The sequence below is a fragment of the Ideonella aquatica genome (assembly GCF_018069755.1).
GTDB lineage: Bacteria > Pseudomonadota > Gammaproteobacteria > Burkholderiales > Burkholderiaceae_C > Ideonella > Ideonella aquatica.
On the sequence record NZ_JAGQDE010000012.1, the window covers coordinates 111,318 to 127,888 of the forward strand.

General features: G+C 69.9%; 12 protein-coding genes. 10 read left to right on the forward strand and 2 right to left on the reverse strand.

Annotation, left to right across the window (positions count from 1 at the left end; all coding sequences use genetic code 11):
• Window positions 1-2: 2 nt before the first annotated feature.
• Genes KAK06_RS14500 through KAK06_RS14525 form a run of 6 tightly spaced genes read left to right on the forward strand, consistent with a single transcriptional unit; the run spans window position 3 to window position 4,512 of the window.
• Entirely contained in the window at window positions 3-581 is a 579-nt protein-coding gene (locus KAK06_RS14500; RefSeq protein WP_210802829.1) for a YqgE/AlgH family protein, read from the forward strand.
• A complete protein-coding gene (gene ruvX, locus KAK06_RS14505; protein ID WP_210802830.1) occupies window positions 578-994 on the forward strand; it encodes a Holliday junction resolvase RuvX in 417 nt (138 codons plus the stop codon). Before KAK06_RS14500 ends, ruvX begins: the two co-directional genes overlap by 4 nt.
• On the forward strand, window positions 991-1,497 hold the full coding sequence (pyrR, locus tag KAK06_RS14510) for a bifunctional pyr operon transcriptional regulator/uracil phosphoribosyltransferase PyrR (RefSeq protein WP_210802831.1): 507 nt from the start codon (window positions 991-993) through the stop codon (window positions 1,495-1,497). Before ruvX ends, pyrR begins: the two co-directional genes overlap by 4 nt.
• A 5-nt stretch (window positions 1,498-1,502) precedes the next feature.
• Window positions 1,503-2,465 carry an aspartate carbamoyltransferase catalytic subunit gene (locus tag KAK06_RS14515; RefSeq protein WP_210802832.1) on the forward strand — a complete coding sequence of 321 codons (963 nt, stop codon included), beginning with the start codon at window positions 1,503-1,505 and terminating at the stop codon, window positions 2,463-2,465.
• Entirely contained in the window at window positions 2,462-3,766 is a 1,305-nt protein-coding gene (locus KAK06_RS14520) for a dihydroorotase (RefSeq protein ID WP_210802833.1), read from the forward strand. The genes KAK06_RS14515 and KAK06_RS14520 overlap by 4 nt, the downstream gene beginning before the upstream one ends.
• Window positions 3,766-4,512, forward strand: coding sequence for a lysophospholipid acyltransferase family protein (locus KAK06_RS14525; RefSeq protein ID WP_210802834.1), 747 nt, complete (start codon window positions 3,766-3,768; stop codon window positions 4,510-4,512). Before KAK06_RS14520 ends, KAK06_RS14525 begins: the two co-directional genes overlap by 1 nt.
• Before the next feature lie 277 nt (window positions 4,513-4,789).
• Here KAK06_RS14525 and KAK06_RS14530 read toward each other — a convergent pair whose 3' ends face one another.
• Window positions 4,790-6,664, reverse strand: coding sequence for a glucokinase (locus tag KAK06_RS14530; RefSeq protein WP_210802835.1), 1,875 nt, complete (start codon window positions 6,662-6,664; stop codon window positions 4,790-4,792).
• Between the two features lie 218 nt (window positions 6,665-6,882).
• Here KAK06_RS14530 and glk point away from each other — a divergent pair, with 218 nt between their 5' ends.
• Both glk and KAK06_RS14540 read left to right on the forward strand, forming a co-directional pair.
• Complete coding sequence (gene glk, locus KAK06_RS14535) at window positions 6,883-7,866, forward strand: glucokinase (RefSeq protein WP_210802836.1); 984 nt, start codon at window positions 6,883-6,885, stop codon at window positions 7,864-7,866.
• Complete coding sequence (locus tag KAK06_RS14540; RefSeq protein ID WP_247652871.1) at window positions 7,863-9,227, forward strand: MATE family efflux transporter; 1,365 nt, start codon at window positions 7,863-7,865, stop codon at window positions 9,225-9,227. Before glk ends, KAK06_RS14540 begins: the two co-directional genes overlap by 4 nt.
• A 5-nt stretch (window positions 9,228-9,232) precedes the next feature.
• On the opposite strand, the gene KAK06_RS14545 is transcribed toward KAK06_RS14540, so the two are convergent.
• Window positions 9,233-11,794 carry an alpha-amylase family glycosyl hydrolase gene (locus KAK06_RS14545; RefSeq protein WP_210802837.1) on the reverse strand — a complete coding sequence of 854 codons (2,562 nt, stop codon included), beginning with the start codon at window positions 11,792-11,794 and terminating at the stop codon, window positions 9,233-9,235.
• Window positions 11,795-12,079: 285 nt separating this feature from the next.
• Between KAK06_RS14545 and KAK06_RS14550 the strand changes: the two genes are divergently transcribed.
• Window positions 12,080-14,866, forward strand: coding sequence for a TonB-dependent receptor (locus KAK06_RS14550; protein ID WP_210802838.1), 2,787 nt, complete (start codon window positions 12,080-12,082; stop codon window positions 14,864-14,866).
• 120 nt (window positions 14,867-14,986) lie between these two features.
• A complete protein-coding gene (locus tag KAK06_RS14555) occupies window positions 14,987-16,498 on the forward strand; it encodes a tryptophan halogenase family protein (protein ID WP_210802839.1) in 1,512 nt (503 codons plus the stop codon).
• Window positions 16,499-16,571 lie beyond the last annotated feature (73 nt).

A 16,571-nucleotide genomic window follows, 5' to 3' on the forward strand; every position in this document is an offset into this window, starting at 1 on the left:
GCATGGCCTCGGACGGCATCAACCTCACCCACCAGTTCCTGATCGCCATGCCGGGCATGCTGGACGGCCATTTCGCCGGCTCCGTGGTCTACCTCTGCGAGCACAACGCCCAGGGCGCGATGGGTCTGGTGATCAACAAGCCCACCGACATCACGCTGGGTTCGCTGTTCGAGAAGGTTGACCTGAGCCTGCCCGACGAATCGCTGGCGGCGCAGCCGGTCTTCTTTGGCGGCCCGGTGCAGACCGAGCGCGGTTTTGTGCTCCACGAGCCGATGAGCGCCGACACCCCCGGATTTGCCAGCACCCTGTCGGTGCCGGCCGGCCTGGCCATGACCACCAGCAAGGACGTGCTGGAGGCCATCGCCGCGGGTCACGGCCCGCAGCGCCTGCTGATCACGCTGGGCTACAGCGGCTGGGGCGCTGGCCAGCTGGAAGAGGAAATCGGCCGCAACGGCTGGCTGACCGTGCCGGCCGAGGCCTCACTGGTCTTCGATACCCCGGTGGAGCAGCGCTACGAGCGCGCGATGCACCTGCTGGGGGTGGACCCGCGCATGCTGTCGCAGGAAGCGGGGCACGCGTGAGCGCCGCGAGCGCCACCGCCCGCGCCTCCGGTTCCCGCTTTCTTGCCTTCGATTTCGGCCTCAAGCGGGTGGGCGTGGCCAGCGGCAACCGCCTGCTGGGCGAAGGCCAGCCGCTGCGCACCATTGCCGCCGAAGGCGACGCCCGCTTTGCCGCGATCAGCCTGCTGATCAAGGAGTGGGAGCCCGACGCGCTGGTGGTGGGTGTGCCCTTCCACCCTGACGGCGCCGAGCACGACAATACCCGCCGCGCGCGCCGCTTCGCCCGCCAACTGCAGGGCCGCTTCGGCCTGCCGGTGCACGAGGTGGACGAGCGCTACACCACCACCGAGGCCCTGGCCGCCGGTGCGGCCGACGCCGATGCGGCCTCGGCCGCGATCATCCTGTCCCAATTCCTGCGGGAACCCTGCGCATGAGTACCCTGAACCTGGACGCCGACGCGCTCTATGCCGAGCTGCTGACCGGCGTGCGCCCGCTGCTGCAGCCCGACACCTCGCTGGTCGGCATCTGGTCGGGCGGCGCCTGGCTGGCCGAGCGCCTGCAGGCCGACCTGGGCCTGGCCGGCCAGCACGGCGTGATCAGCAGCACCCTGCACCGCGACGATTTCGGCGAGCGCGGCCTGGCCGCCACCACCGACGCCACGCACCTGCCCTTCGCGATCGACGGCCGCCACATCCTGCTGATCGACGACGTGCTCTACACCGGCCGCACGATCCGCGCGGTGATCAACGAGCTGTTCGACTTTGGCCGCCCGGCCAGCGTGCAGCTGGCGGTGCTGGTCGACCGCGGCGGCCGCCAGCTGCCGATCCAGCCCGCCTTCGCCGCCGCCCGCGTCGCCCTGCCGGCCCACCAGAGCCTGCGCCTGGCGCGCACCCAGGGCGGCGCGCTGACATTCACCGTGAACGACCAGGAGCACTGACCCCGATGCTCTCCAAGCGCAACCCGCAGCTCAACCGCCACGGCGAGCTGATCCACCTGCTGTCGATCGAGGGCCTGCCCAAGGCCGTGCTGACGCACATCCTCGACACCGCCGGCACCTTCCTGTCGGTCAACGACCGCGAGGTCAAGAAGGTGCCGCTGCTGCGCGGCAAGAGCGTGTTCAACCTGTTCTTCGAGAACAGCACGCGCACCCGCACCACCTTCGAGATCGCCGCCAAGCGCCTGTCGGCCGATGTCATCAACCTGGACATCGCCAAGTCCAGCGCCTCCAAGGGCGAGAGCCTGCTTGACACCATCGCCAACCTCAGCGCGATGCACGCCGACATGTTCGTGGTGCGCCACTCCGAGAGCGGCGCGCCCTACCTGATCGCCCAGCACTGCGCGCCGCATGTGCATGTGGTCAATGCCGGTGACGGCCGTCATGCGCACCCCACGCAGGGCCTGCTGGACATGTACACGATCCGGCATTTCAAGAAGGACTTCACCCAGCTCAGCGTGGCCATCGTGGGCGACATCGTCCACTCGCGCGTGGCCCGCTCGGACATCCACGCGCTGACCACACTGGGCGTGCCCGACATCCGCGCGGTGGGCCCCAAGACCCTGGTGCCGGGCGACCTGCGCGAGATGGGTGTGCGGGTGTGCCACGACATGGCCGAGGGCATCCGCGGCGCCGACGTGATCATCATGCTGCGCCTGCAGAACGAGCGCATGAGCGGCGCGATGCTGCCCAGCGCCGGCGAGTATTTCAAGCACTACGGCCTGACCCCCGACAAGCTGGCGCTGGCCAAGCCCGATTGCATCGTGATGCACCCGGGCCCGATCAACCGCGGCGTCGAGATCGACTCGTCCGTGGCCGACGGCACCCACAGCGTGATCCTGCCGCAGGTGACCTTCGGCATCGCGGTGCGCATGGCCGTGATGTCCATCATTGCGGGTAACGAAGCATGAAAATCCTGATCAAAGGCGGCCGCGTGATCGACCCGGCCACCGGCCGTGACGAGCGCGCCGACGTGGCGGTGGCTGCCGGCCGCATCGTGGCCATCGGCGCCGCGCCCGCCGGTTTCGACGCGGCGCGCGTGATCGATGCCAGCGGCTGCATCGTCGCCCCGGGCCTGGTCGATCTGGCGGCGCGCCTGCGCGAGCCCGGCCACGAACACGAGGGCATGCTCGAGAGCGAACTCAACGCCGCCGCCGCCGGTGGCGTGACCAGCCTGGTCTGCCCGCCCGACACCGACCCCGCGCTGGACGAGCCCGGCCTGGTCGACATGCTGAAGTTCCGCGCCCGCAAACTCAGCCTGTGCCGGCTGTTCCCGCTGGGCGCGCTGACGCGTGGCCTGAAGGGCGAGGCGATCACCGAGATGGCCGAGCTCACCGAGAGCGGCTGCGTCGGCTTTTCGCAGGCCGAGGTGCCGATCCAGGACACGCTGGTGCTGCAGCGCGCGCTGCAGTACGCCGCCACCTACGGCTACACCGTGTGGCTGCGGCCGCAGGACGGCTGGCTGGGCAAGGGCGTAGCGGCCAGCGGCGCGGTGGCCACGCGCCTGGGCCTCTCCGGCGTGCCGGTGGCCGCCGAGACGATCGCACTGCACACCATCTTCGAGCTGATGCGGGTGACCGGCGCGCGCGTGCACCTGTGCCGTCTGTCCAGCGCCGCTGGTGTCGAGCTGCTGCGCCGTGCCAAGGCCGAGGGCCTGAAGGTCACGGCCGACGTCAGCATCAACTCGCTGCACCTGACCGATGTCGACATCGGCTACTTCAATCCGGCGATGCGTCTGAACCCGCCGCTGCGCCAGCAGGCCGACCGCGCCGCGCTGCGCGCCGCGCTGGCCGACGGCACGATCGACGCGCTGGTCTCCGACCACACGCCGGTCGAGCCCGATGCCAAGACCCTGCCCTTCGGCGAGGCCGAGCCTGGTGCCACCGGGCTGGAGCTGCTGCTGAGCCTGACGCTGAAATGGGGCGAGGACAGCGGCCTGAGCCTGGCTGACACGCTGGCGCGCATCACCAGCCGCCCGGTGGCGGTGCTGGGCGAGGCGCTGGGCTCGCTGGCCGAGAGCGCCGGCCGCTTGGCCGAGGGCGGCGTGGCCGACCTGTGCGTGTTCGACCCCGCCGCCATCTGGCAGGTCGAGCCCGCCGGCCTGCGCAGCCAGGGCAAGCACACGCCCTTCGACTTCGCCACCAGCGGCACCGCGCTGCCGGGCCGGGTGCGTGCCACCGTGGTGGCCGGTACCGTGGCCTACCTGGCCTGATGTCGGCGCTGCGTGCGCTGGGCCGCAGCGTCGGACTGGTGCTTCACGTGCTGCACGGCATGCTGCTGATGGCGCTGCTGTGGCGGCGCCTGGACGAGCCAGGCCGGCAGCGGCGTATCCAGTGGTGGAGCGCCAAGCTGCTGCGCCGCGCCGGCCTCACGCTGACCGTGCACGGCGCCCCACGCCCCGGTGGCGCGCTGCTGGTGGCCAACCACGTCAGTTGGCTGGACATCGCCGCCATCCACGCCGCCTGCCCGCAGGCGCGCTTCGTCAGCAAGGCCGACGTCAAGCGCTGGCCGCTGCTGGGCTGGCTGATCGCCGGCGCCGGCACACTGTTCATCGAGCGCGAGCGCAAGCGCGACGCGATGCGCATGGTCCACGAGATGGCTGCCGCGCTGCAGCGCGGCGAAACGGTGGCGGTGTTCCCCGAGGGCACCACCGGCGCCGGCGCCACCGTGCTGCCCTTCCACGCCAACCTGCTGCAGGCCGCGATCGCGGTGGCCACACCGATCCAGCCGGTGGCCCTGCGCTTTGCCGAGCCTGGTCAGCCCTTTTCGGTGGCGGCGCAGTACATCGGCGACACCACGTTGCTGCAGAGCCTGTGGCGCGTGCTGGCCGCGCAGGGCCTGAGCGTCGACGTCGACTTCCTGCCGCCGCAGGCCAGCGTGCATGCTGAGCGGCGGGCGCTGGCGGCGGCGTTGCAGCAGCAGATCCAGCAGCGGCTGGATGAGCAGCTGGCTGGCTGATCTCTGCCCACAGCGGCCGTAGGCCGCTGTGGGCAGGGCCCTCTTCCGTTGAGCTCCCCCAGCCCCCCTCCAAGAAGGGGGCTCCAGCATGAGCTTCGGGCCGGCCTGCCGGCCGGCGTAGCGCTGGCACGCTGGGCGCACCACCCTTTGTCGTTCTGACTGGAGCCACCCTCTTGGAGGGGGGCTGGGGGGAGCTCCATGTGCGGGCCTCGGCCCGGAGCAGCCTACGGCTGCTCCGGGCAGCCAGCTGCCATCTGATTGGGTCGCGCCGATCAGCCTATCGCGAGTGCGATGTCAACCTGGCCAGCGGCGTCGACGCGCTGACCCCCGGCGCCACGCGGCGGCGGCCGGGTGCCGGCACGGCGGGTTGTGTGCCGTCCTCGTTGGGCGCCTGGCGGCGCATGGCCACGCCCACGGCCAGGATGTCGATCACCAGCAGGTGCAGGATGCGGCTGACCATGGGCACGTGGGTGGCCACGTCCTCGTCGTGGTCGACGATCAGCACCGCGTCGGCCTTGCGCGCCAGCGGGCTCTGGCTGGCGGTGATGGCCACCACCGCGGCGCCGCGGGCGTGGGCGATGTCGACCACCTCCAGCAGCTCGGGCACCTTGCCGGAGCTGCTGATCACCACCACCACGTCGCGCGGGCCCAGCACGCCGGCGGCCAGCACCTGCAGGCGCGGGTCGGTGCAGGCGTTGCAGCCGATGCCGAAGCGCAGGAACTTGAACTGCGCGTCCTGCGCCACCACGCCGTAGTGGCCGCTGGCGTGGAACTCGATGCGGTGGGCGCTGTTGAGCAGCTCGATCGCGCGCTCGATCGACTCGCGGTTGAGCTGGTCGCGCACCTGCAAGATGGCCGAGGCGGTGTTGCCCAGCACCTTGGCGCCCAGCTCGTTCATCGAGTCGCTCTGCTGCACCTGCACGTGGCTGACCGGGATGGTGCCGGTCAGGCCCGAGGCCAGGCGCAGCTTGAAGTCGGACAGGCCCTCGCAGCCCAGCGAGCGGCAGAAGCGGATGACAGTGGGCTGGCTCACCTCGGCAGCGCGGGCGATCTCGGCGATCGGGTCGCCCAGCACCGTGCGCGGCTGGGCCAGCACATGCTCGGCCACGCGCTTCTCGGCCGGCGAGAGGCCCGGGATGGCGCGGCGGATCTGGTCGAGGATGGCGCTGCCGCTGCCGGTCTCCAGCGAGCGCAGCTGCGCCTCCAGGATGGCCGAGGCGCCCACAAAGGTGGCGTTGGGCGCGGTGATGACGTAGGTGGGGATGGCCTTGACGTAATCGGTGAAGCGGCCCTTGTCCTCGAAGCGGGCGCGGAAGGGCGAGCGGTCGAAGTACTCGCCCAGGCGCGGCACGATGCCGCCGCCGATGTAGATGCCGCCAAAGGCGCCCAGCGTCACCGCCAGGTTGCTGGCGGCGGTGCCCAGCAGGCCGCAGAAGACCTCGAGCGTGTCCATGCAGACGCGGTCGGCGCCGGCCAGTGCGCGCTGGGTGATGTCTGGCGCGGAAAGTGCTTCAGCCTTGACGCCGGCGTGCTCGGCCAGCGCGCGGTACATCAGCTCCAGGCCCGACCCCGACAACAGGCGCTCGAAGGACACATGCGAAAACTGCTTCCAGGCGAAGCGCAGGATGGCGATCTCGCGCTCGTCCTGCGGCGCGAAGCTGGTGTGGCCGCCCTCGGTGCCCAGCGCCACCCAGCCGTCGGCGGCCGGGATCAGGCCCGACACACCCAGGCCCGAGCCCGAACCCAGCAGGCCGATCACGCTGGGCTCGCGCGGCGCGCCGCTGCCCACCTGGCGGCGCTGCTCCATGCTCAGGCGCGGCAGCGCCATCGCCAGCGCGGTGAAGTCATTGACCACCACCAGGGTCTCGAAGCCCAGGCGCTCGCGCATCTGCTCGATCGAGAACTGCCAGTGGTAGTTCGTCATCCGCACCAGATCGCCATCCACCGGGTTGGCAATCGCCACCGCGGCGTGCCGGATCGTGGTGCTGGGCAGGCCGGCCAGGAAGGCGCTGATCGCGGCGTGAAAATCGGCGTGGTCGGCGCAGCGCAGCGAGGCAGCGTGGTCGAATCGGCCCGGCGCGGTTTCCAGCGCGAAGCGGGCGTAGGTGCCGCCGATGTCGGCGATCAGGCGAGGGTGCTCGAAGGGCGTCATGGGACGGCGACCGCAGGGGCTGGGTTCGCCCGATTGTCCACCAGCCTGCCAGGGCCACACCGGCGCATCGCACTGGGGTTGTCGGGGATGGATTTTGTTGGTAACTTCACTACATTGGTGACCAGCTTACCGGAAAGTGCGGCCGATACACCGGGTCTAAACAGGTGTAGTTTTGCTAAAGTTGATTCATGAGTCCGGCGCACCTTGCCACTGTTGACATGACCGTTCCCCACGGTCCCTGGCTGGTCGCCGACATCGGCGGCACCAATGCCCGCCTGGGCTGGGTCGAGGGCCCTGGCGGCGACGTGTGCCATGTGCGCACCTTGCCGGTGCTGGGCCACGCCCATCCGCACGACGCGGTGCGGGCCTACCTGGAACAGGTGGGGCCGCTGGTGGACGGTCCGGCCGTACCGCGCCGCGCCGCGCTGGCCGTGGCCACCGCGGTGGGGCACGACGAGATCGCCTTCACCAACAGCCCCTGGCGTTTCTCGGCCCGCGCGCTGCAACAGACGCTGGGCCTGGAGCGCCTGCAGGTGCTCAACGACTTCGAGGCGCTGGCGCTGTCGCTGCCGCGCCTGGGCGCCGGGCAGCTGCGCGCCATCGGCCCGGGCCTGCCGCGGCCCGAGGGCACGCTGGCCGTGATCGGCCCAGGCACCGGGCTGGGGGTGGGCGGCGTCACGCGCACCCGCCACGGCTGGGTGGCACTGCCCGGAGAGGGCGGCCACGCCACACTGGCCCCGGCCGACGAATTTGAAAGCGCGGTGCTGGCCGCCGCACGCACCCGCTTCGAGCACGTCTCGGCCGAGCGGCTGCTGTCGGGCATCGGTTTGCCGGTGCTGCATGCCTCGGTGGCCGAGGCCATGGGGCAGGCGGTCGAGCTGTTGCCGGCCGAGGTGATCGTCGAGCGCGGCGTGGCCGGCGTCGATGCCCTGTGCGAGCGCACGCTGGACACCTTTTGCGCGATGCTGGGCGGCTTTGCCGGCAGCGTGGCGCTCACGCTGGGTGCGCGCGGTGGCGTGTACGTGGGCGGCGGCATCGTGCCGCGGCTGGGCGAGCGCTTTTTCCAGTCGCGCTTTCGCGAGCGCTTCGAGGCCAAGGGGCGCTTCCGTGGCTACCTGCACGCCATCCCCACCGCACTGATCACCGACACCCTGGCCGCACTGACCGGCGCCGCCTTCGCGATCGAGCAGGACGGCGCTTGAGCGGCCCGGGCGCTGCGCCGCGGCCGCGGCTGCTGCCGCTGATCTGGCCGCTGTACCTGGAGTTGTGGCTGGGCGTGGCCGTGGGCATCGTCGGCACCGCACTGGCGGCGCGCGGCGGTGACGCCGCCGGCGGCGCCTTCGCGATCGCCCACCAGCTGGCGGCCATGCTCTTCGTGCTGTTTCGCATCATCGGCGCCGGTGCCAGCGTGGTGCTGACCCAGCGCCTGGGCGCCGGACAGCGCGACCAGGCCGACGCCGTGGCCCTGGCCACGCTGGGCGCCAGCAGCTGGCTGGGCGGCGGCACCGGCCTGGCCTGCGTGCTGTTCGCTGGCCCGCTGCTGGCCCTGCTGAACACCCCGCCCGAGGTGCTGCCGCTGGCCGAGCCCTTCCTGCGCTGGCTGGGCCTGTCGCTGCTGCTGGACGCCTGGAACGCCTCGATGGCGGCGGTGATGCGCTCGCACCTGCGGGCGCGCGACACGCTGATGGTGATCGTCGCCATGCACGCCACCCACCTGGCGCTCAGCCTGCCGCTGATGCTGGGCTGGGGACCGCTGCCGGCCTGGGGGCTGAGCGGCTTTGCGCTGGCCTTGCTGGTTTCGCGGGCGCTGGGTGTGGGCCTGCACCTGCTGCTGTGGGGCCGGCGGCTGCAGCTGCGGCCACGCGCGGCCGACTGGTGGCGCCTGCCGCGCGCCGAGCTGGCGGCGGTGCTGCACATCGGCCTGCCGGGCGCGGCCGAGAACATCGCCTGGCGGCTGTGCTTCATGGCCAGCCTGGCGGTGGTGGGCCTGCTGGGTGCGGCGGCGCTGGCCACCCATGCCTACGTGATGCAGGTGATGATGGGGGTGCTGCTGTTCGGTGCGGCCACCGGCATTGCGGTGGAGATCGTGGTGGGCCACTTGGTGGGGGCCGGCCGCCTGCGCGAGGCCGACCGCCTGCTGCGCCGCGCGATGGGCGTGGGCCTGGCGGTCAGCACCGGCCTGGCCTTGGCGGTGGCGCTGGCCGGGCCGTGGCTGATGCGGCTGTTCACCCGGGACGAGGCGATCATCGCGATGGGCGTGCGCCTGCTGTGGCTGACGGTGGCCGTCGAATCCGGCCGCACCTTCAACCTGGTGGTGATCAATGCGCTGCGTGCCACCGGTGACGCGCGCTATCCGGTGATGGCCGGCACCGCGTCGATGCTGGTGGTGCTGGCCGGCGGCAGCTGGGCGCTGGGCATCGGCCTGGGTTGGGGCCTGCCGGGGCTGTGGGTGGCCTACGCGGCCGACGAGTGGCTGCGCGGCCTGCTGATGTGGCGGCGCTGGGTGCGGCTGCGCTGGGTGCCGTATGCGCGGGCCACGCACCGACGCTTGCGGCCGGCCTGACGGCTTCACCGAAGGGTCAGCACCGGCGTGTCGTCCATCACCTTGGGTGCGCCGGGCGCGCCGCCGCCGAAGGACCAGGCGGCCGGCTCGGGCGCCAGCGCACGAAAGCCGCCGTCGTAGTCCCAGGTGCTCAGGTACAGGCGCGCGCCCTGCAGCGTGGCGGGACGACCCAGGGCATCGGCATCAAGCGTGAAGCGCACGCGGCGCTGCGCGGCGTCCACCTGCACGCGGGCCGAGGGCGCCACCGGCGTGCCCTCCTGCCGTGCGTCGGCGCCTGCCGGGCTGAACAGCGCGTTCGACCAGCCATGCACCCGCAGCCGGCGGTGCCAGACCATGTCGTCAGGCAGCATGGTGTCCTGGCCTGGCATCACGCGCGCGCCGCCGGTCTGGCCGGGCAGCTCGATGAACAGCGTGAAGGCCACATGGTCGAAGCCCTGGGACGGGTTCCAGGCGCGGCTGATCGAGGCCATGTCCACCTCGACCTGCAAGGCGCCACCGGCGCGCCAGGCACGCAGGGCGCGCACATCGCCGGGGCGGCTCGTGCCGAAGCTGGCATCCAGCGGATAGCGGTAGCGGCCGCTGGGGCCGCGGTCGTCGTCGGCGGGGTCGGCGTGCTCGGCCGCGGGCAGCCAGGGCTGCCACAGGCGCAGCGTCACCGGGGCGGACAGCGCGCCATCGCTGGCGCGCCAGGCCACCAGGCGGTGGCGGGCGTCGGGGTCGGTCCAGTCGCCGGCGTCCCAGCGCTGCTGCCAACGGCCGTCGGCTCCGGGCTGCACCGTCACGGCGCGGTCGAGTCGGCCGTCAGCCACCAGTTGGAAGGGGGCGCTGCTGTCGGCACGGCCGCTCAGCAGCAGGCTGTCCTGCTGCAGCGCGTCGGGCGGGGCGTCGATGCTCAGCGCCAGGCCGCGCGCGGGTGCGGCCGCGGTCTGGCCGGCGGCGCGCCAGACCATGCCGGCGCGCGGCGGCAGCCGCAAGCTCACCCGGCCCTGGGCGTCCACCTGCAGATCAGCCGGCTGGCCCTGCAGGCCGTAGCGGCCCTGCAGCCGGGTGCCGGGCGGCAGGCCCGTGTCCAGCGCGTCGAGCAGCAGTTCATGCTCGGCGGTGTTCATCACCACCAGCGCGCGCTGCGCGCCGTGGTCGGTGCGCCAGGCCACCGCACCGGCCCCTTCGGCTTGCGCCAGCAGCACGGTGGGCGTACCGCGTGAGAACACGCGGCCATCACCCGCGCGCAGTGCCGCCAGCTCACTGAGCAGCCGGTACAGCGGCGCGTGGGTGTCGAAATGGTCACGTCCGCCGGAGCCCGCACCGGCGGCGAACATGCTGGCGCGCGGCACGGTGAAGCCCTGCTCGGTGCCGTAGTAGATGACCGGGATGCCCGGCAGCGTGTAGATCGCCAGCAGGGCCTGCTTCAGACCGGCCTGGCTGCCACCAGCCAGGAAGCGGTCGACGTCGTGGTTGTCGACGAAGCTGGGCAGGCGCCAGGGGTCGCGGTGCAGGCGCATCATCGTCTGGATGCGCTCGCCCAGCTCGGCCGGCGGGCGGCCGCTGGCGAACACCGCGCCCAGCGCGCCATAGAGCGGGAAGTTCAGCATGCCGCCCAGCTTGTCGGGGCCGGCGTAGGACTCGATCAGGCGGGTTTGCGTGTCCTGACCCGGGCCGTCGATGCCGAAGCCCTCACCGAAGGTGAAGAAGCTGGGCTTGCCCAGTGCCCGCGCCACACGGGCCATGCCCGGCGCCTGCGGGTCATGCGCGTGCATGAAATCGGTGAAGTACGCCGGCGGCACGTAGAACGCGGTGTCGACCCGGAAGGCATCGACGCCCACCTCGCGGATCCAGTGCGCATACGAGCGCCGCAGCGCACGCCGCACCAGCGGGTTTTCGGTGGCCAGGTCATCCAGCGAGGACATCTGACGGTTCAGCACCTGCTGGCGGTCGGCGTAGTCGCTGACATCCGGCGTCCAGTGGTAGACGCCGGCGCGGCGATCGGCCGCACGCCGCGGGTCATTCAGCGAGAACGGCCACTGGCTGGGCCGGGCCACTGGCGGGCTGTCCGGGTGGGGCCAGTAGCCGGCCGTGGGGTCGTCGGCGCGCCATTCGGCCGGCCGGTAGCCGAAGAAATTGCCGGTGTGGTTGACCACGATGTCCTGCACCAGCGTCATGCCGCGGCCGTGCAGCGCCCGCGCCAGTGCGCGGTAGTCGGCCAGCGTGCCCAGGTGGGGGTCCACCTTCATGAAGTGCTCGGCCCAGTAGCCGTGGTAGCCCGCGCTGTGGCCCGACGGGTCCAGCCACTGGTTGGCCACCGGCGGCGTGATCCACACCCCGGTGGCGCCCAGCCCCCGCAGGTAGTCCAGCCGGCGCTGCAGGCCGGCGAAGTCACCGCCCTGGTAGTGCTCCAGGCTGCCCGGGCGGTACTCGCCGCGGCCCTGGTCGTTGTTGCGCGGGTTGCCGTCGTCGAAGCGATCGGTCAGTACGAAGTACAGCACCTGGTCGCGCCAGTCGACCGCTGCCGCGGGGGCGGCCTGCGCAGCGCCCAGAGCGGCCAGCAGGGTCCAGACAGGGAGTTTCATGGGACGCACGTGAATATGTAGTTGGGCTACAAATTGGTGACGCTTGCTCTGTTGGAGAAGTGCCGCAGTTGTGGAATCCTACCTGCTCTACAGAGGAGGATGGGGTCTTTCCGTGTCGCTGAGTGGCCACTCTTAGGGTTTTCACAAAGTTTGACGCTGAGCTAGTTTTGGTACAAACGTGGCGTTCCAATCGTTGGCGCGATTTGTGTCGTGCCCTGTCCGGGCGCCGCCACCGTCTGCGCCCGCCCCGCCAAGAGACCTTTCGTCCAGAGAAGGAGTACCCCGGTGAAGCCCCAGTCCCACCCGCGCTCGCGCCGTCACTGTCCTACCCCGCTGACCGCCACCGCGATCGGCGCCGCCCTGCTGGTGTCGGCCTTCGCCGCCCAGGCTCAGGACGCCACCCAGACCATCACCGTCACCGGCATCCGCAAGGGCATCGAGGACGCGATTTCGGTCAAGAAGAACGCCGACGCCATCGTCGAGGCCATGTCGGCCGAAGACATCGGCAAGCTGCCCGATGCCAGCGTCGCCGAGTCGATCTCCCGCCTGCCGGGCATCACCGTGCAGCGCAGCGCCGTCACTGGCCGCGCCCAGCAGGTCACGCTGCGCGGCATGCCGCCCGATTTCGGCGTCACGCTGCTCAACGGCCGCGAGCAGGCCACCACCTCGGCCAGCCGCAGCGTTGAGCTGGACCTGTACCCCGCCGAACTGGTTGGCGGCGCCACCGTCTACAAGTCGTCCAACGCCAGCCTGATGACCCAGGGTCTGTCGGGCACGGTGGACATCCAGACCGTGCGTCCGCTGTCCTTTGGCAAGCGCACCATCGTCGGCAGCTACAAGCACGAGATGCAGGGCAAGGCTGAAGACCTGCCCGGCTTCACCACCGGCGACGGCGACCGCGCGTCGCTGTCCTACATCGACCAGTTCGCCGACCGCACCATCGGTGTGGCGCTGGGCGTGACCAAGTCCAAGAACAACGGCAACGCCCGCCCGAACTTCAACACCTGGGGCGGCTGGGTGGCCGATGTCGACTACAACGGCGGCAAGGTCAAGACCCCGGGCGGCTTCACCACCGACATCGAAACCACCGATTCGCAGCGCACCGGCGCCATGGCCGTGCTGCAGTTCAAGCCCAACAAGGACTTCGAGTCGGTCCTGGACGTCTTCTACTCCAAGGGCGACTTCTCGGTGAAGAAGCGCGGCCTGGAAGGCCCGCTGGGCGGCCTGTCGGCCGGCGCCAATGACCAGGGCGGCAAGCTGATCAACGCCACCATCGTCAATGGCGTGGCCACTTCCGGCACCTTCGAGAACTGGAAGGGCGTCATCCGCAACCACAACGAGGACTACACCGACGAGCTCAATTCGATCGGCTGGGCCAACACCCTGAAGGCGGCGGGTGGCTGGACGCTGAAGAGCGACCTGTCCTATTCCAAGGTCACGAAGAACGCGGTGCGCTACGAGACCACCGCCGGCCTGCCGGGCAATGCCTACAACGCCGCCGACACCATCAGCTTCAGCGGCTTCAACGGCAGCAACCTGGCGGACGTGAAGTACACCTCGGGTCTGAACTACGCCGACCCGAACATCATCAAGCTGACCGACGTGCAAGGCTGGGCCGGCGGCGCCGGCGTGCAGGATGGCTACTACGCCAACCCGGTCACCACCGACAAGATCCAGGCCATCCGCCTGGCCGCCCAGAAGGACGTGCAGTGGGGCCCGGTGGTGGGTGTCGAGTTCGGTGCCAACTATGCCGACCGCACCAAGGACCGCGTGGCCAAGGAAGGCGCGCTGGTCATCATCGGCGGCCTGAACGCTGATGGTTCGGTGAAGGATCGCCTGATCTCCACCGACATGCCGGGCGCCACCGTCGGCGTCGGCGGCCTGACCGGCATCCCCACGCTGAACTGGGATCCGGCCGGCTCGCTGGGCAAGGTCTACCAGCTCAACCCCTGGAGCGACCATGACATCGTCTCGAAGTCCTGGGGTGTGAAGGAGAAGATCACCACCGCCTTCGTCAAGGGTGACGTCGACACCGAGATTGGCGGCCTGCCAGTGCGCGGCAACGTCGGCCTGCAGATCGTGGGCACCAAGCAGTCGGGCTCCAGCTTCCTGATCGACCAGTCCACCTGCAATGGTGGCACTCACCAGTGCAGCTTCAGCGCCATCAACGGTGGTGCCAGCTACACCGACGTGCTGCCCAGCCTGAACCTGGCGGCCGACCTGGGCGGTGACCGCTTCCTGCGCTTTGGTGCTGGCCGTGTGGTGGCCCGCGCCAACATGGAGGACATGAAGGCCGGCATCGACTTCAGCTACGACAGCACCGAGAATCACTACAAGGGCACCGCCGGCAACCCGCAGCTCAAGCCCTTCCGTGCCGATGCACTGGACATCTCCTTCGAGCAGTACTTCGGCAAGAAGGGTTACGTCTCGGTGGCCGCGTTCCACAAGAACCTGAAGTCCTACATCGTCAAGGTGGCCCAGGCCTTCGACTACAGCGGACTGCTGCTGCCCGGTGCCCAGCCGGTGACGGCCAATGACACCCTGACCCGGCCGATCAACGGCGATGGCGGCCGCATCAGCGGCGTCGAGCTGGCGGTGAACGTGCCCTTCTCGTTGCTCACTGAGAAGCTGGATGGCTTCGGCGTGATGGTCAACTACGGCAACACCAGCAGCTCGGTGAAGATTCCGACCGCTGGCGTCAGTACCGCCAACATCTCGTCGGTGACGATCCCGCTGCCGGGTCTGTCCAAGGAAACCGCGAACCTGCGCCTGTACTACGAGAAGCACGGCTTTCAGATCGCCGCGGCCGCGCGCCACCGCTCGGACTTCATTGGCGAGATCTCGGACTACCAGGACAAGACGCAGTTGGTCGGCATCAAGGCCGAGACGCAGATCGACCTGCAGCTCGCTTACGAGTTCGGCAGTGGTCCGCTGAAGGGCCTGAGCCTGATGGCGCAGGGCAACAACCTGACCAACACCGAGTTTGTCCGCTACGACATCGGCAACGGCAACGTCACCGACCGCAAGCGCTTCGGCAAGAGCTACCTGGTGGGCGTCAGCTACAAGTTCTGACCCTCATCAGGTCCCAGCCGTCCCATCGGCGGCTGGCGGCTCTATGCTGACGGGGAGCCCGAGCGGGCTCCCCGTTTTTCGTCACCTTCGCCGCTTTTTCTTTCCAGCAGGATACCCACGATGCAGGCACAACCCCTCCAGACCGTGGTCATCGTCGGCGGCGGCACCGCCGGCTGGATGACCGCCACCGCCCTGGCCACCACGCTCAAGGGCCGCGTGAAGATCCGGCTGGTCGAGTCGGACGAGATCGGCATCATTGGTGTGGGTGAAGCCACGATCCCGATGATCCAGCTGTTCAACAAAGTCGTCGGCATCGACGAGAACGACTTCATCCGCGCCACCCAGGGTACCTTCAAGCTGGGCATCGAGTTTGTCAACTGGGGCAGACTGGGCGAGCGCTACATCCACGGCTTTGGCAAGCTGGGGCAGGACCTGTGGACCGTGCCCTTCGAGCAGTACTGGCGCAAGATGCGCGCACTCGGGCGTGCGGCGCCGCTGGAGGAGTACTCGATCACGCGCATGGCCTGCAAGGCGGGCAAGTTCCTGCCGGCACAGATGGATGTGCCGAACTCGCCGCTCAACCACATCGCCCACGCCTACCACTTTGATGCCAGCCTGTATGCGCGTTTCCTGCGCGGTATCGCCGAGCAGCGCGGCGTTCAGCGCATCGAGGGCCGCATCGTGCAGGTCAGCCAGCGACCCGTTGACGGCCACGTGGATGCGGTGGTGATGGCCTCGGGCGAGCGCGTCGAGGGCGAGCTCTTCATCGACTGCTCAGGCTTTCGTGGCCTGCTGATTGAGGAGACGCTGCGCACCGGCTACGAGAACTGGCAGCACTGGCTGCCCTGCGACCGCGCGCTGGCCGTGCCCTGCGCGTCGGCCCCCCGGCTGCTGCCCTACACCCGCGCCACCGCACACCGCGCCGGCTGGCAGTGGCGCATTCCGCTGCAGCACCGCATCGGCAACGGCCACGTCTACTGCAGCCAGTTCGTCAGCGACGACGAGGCGGCCTCCACCCTGTTGTCAAACCTCGACGGCGCGCCCTTGGCCGATCCGCGGCCGATCCGCTTCACCACCGGCATGCGCGAGCAGGGCTGGAACCGCAACGTGGTGGCCATTGGTCTGGCCAGCGGCTTCCTGGAGCCGCTGGAGTCCACCAGCATCCACCTGATCCAGTCGTCGATCCAGCGCCTGATCGACTTCTTCCCCGACGACGGCTTCAACCCGGTGGAGATCGCCGAGTACAACCGCCAATCGCGCTTCGAGTACGAGCGCATTCGCGACTTTGTCATCCTGCACTACAAGGTCAACCAGCGCAGCGACAGCGAGTTCTGGAAGGCCTGCGCAGCCATGCCGATTCCCGATTCGCTGGCGCACAAGATCGAGCTGTACCAGGCGCGAGGCCGCCTGGTACGTATCGACCAGGAACTGTTCACCGAACCCAGCTGGCTGCAGGTGATGGAAGGCCAGAACCTGGACTGCGAGCGGCACCACCCGCTGGCCGACCTGCCCGGCGACGACAGCACGGCTGATTACCTGGAGAGCGTTCGCCAGGTGATTGCCAAGTGCGTAGACGTCATGCCCACCCACGAGCAGTACATCGCGCAGCACTGCGCCGCTGCCGGCGCTTGAAGCGTGGCACCGGGGTAGTCAAACTACAAATTTTCGCTCCTGCTTGACGGCGGATGCAAGGGTTTGCATGGTG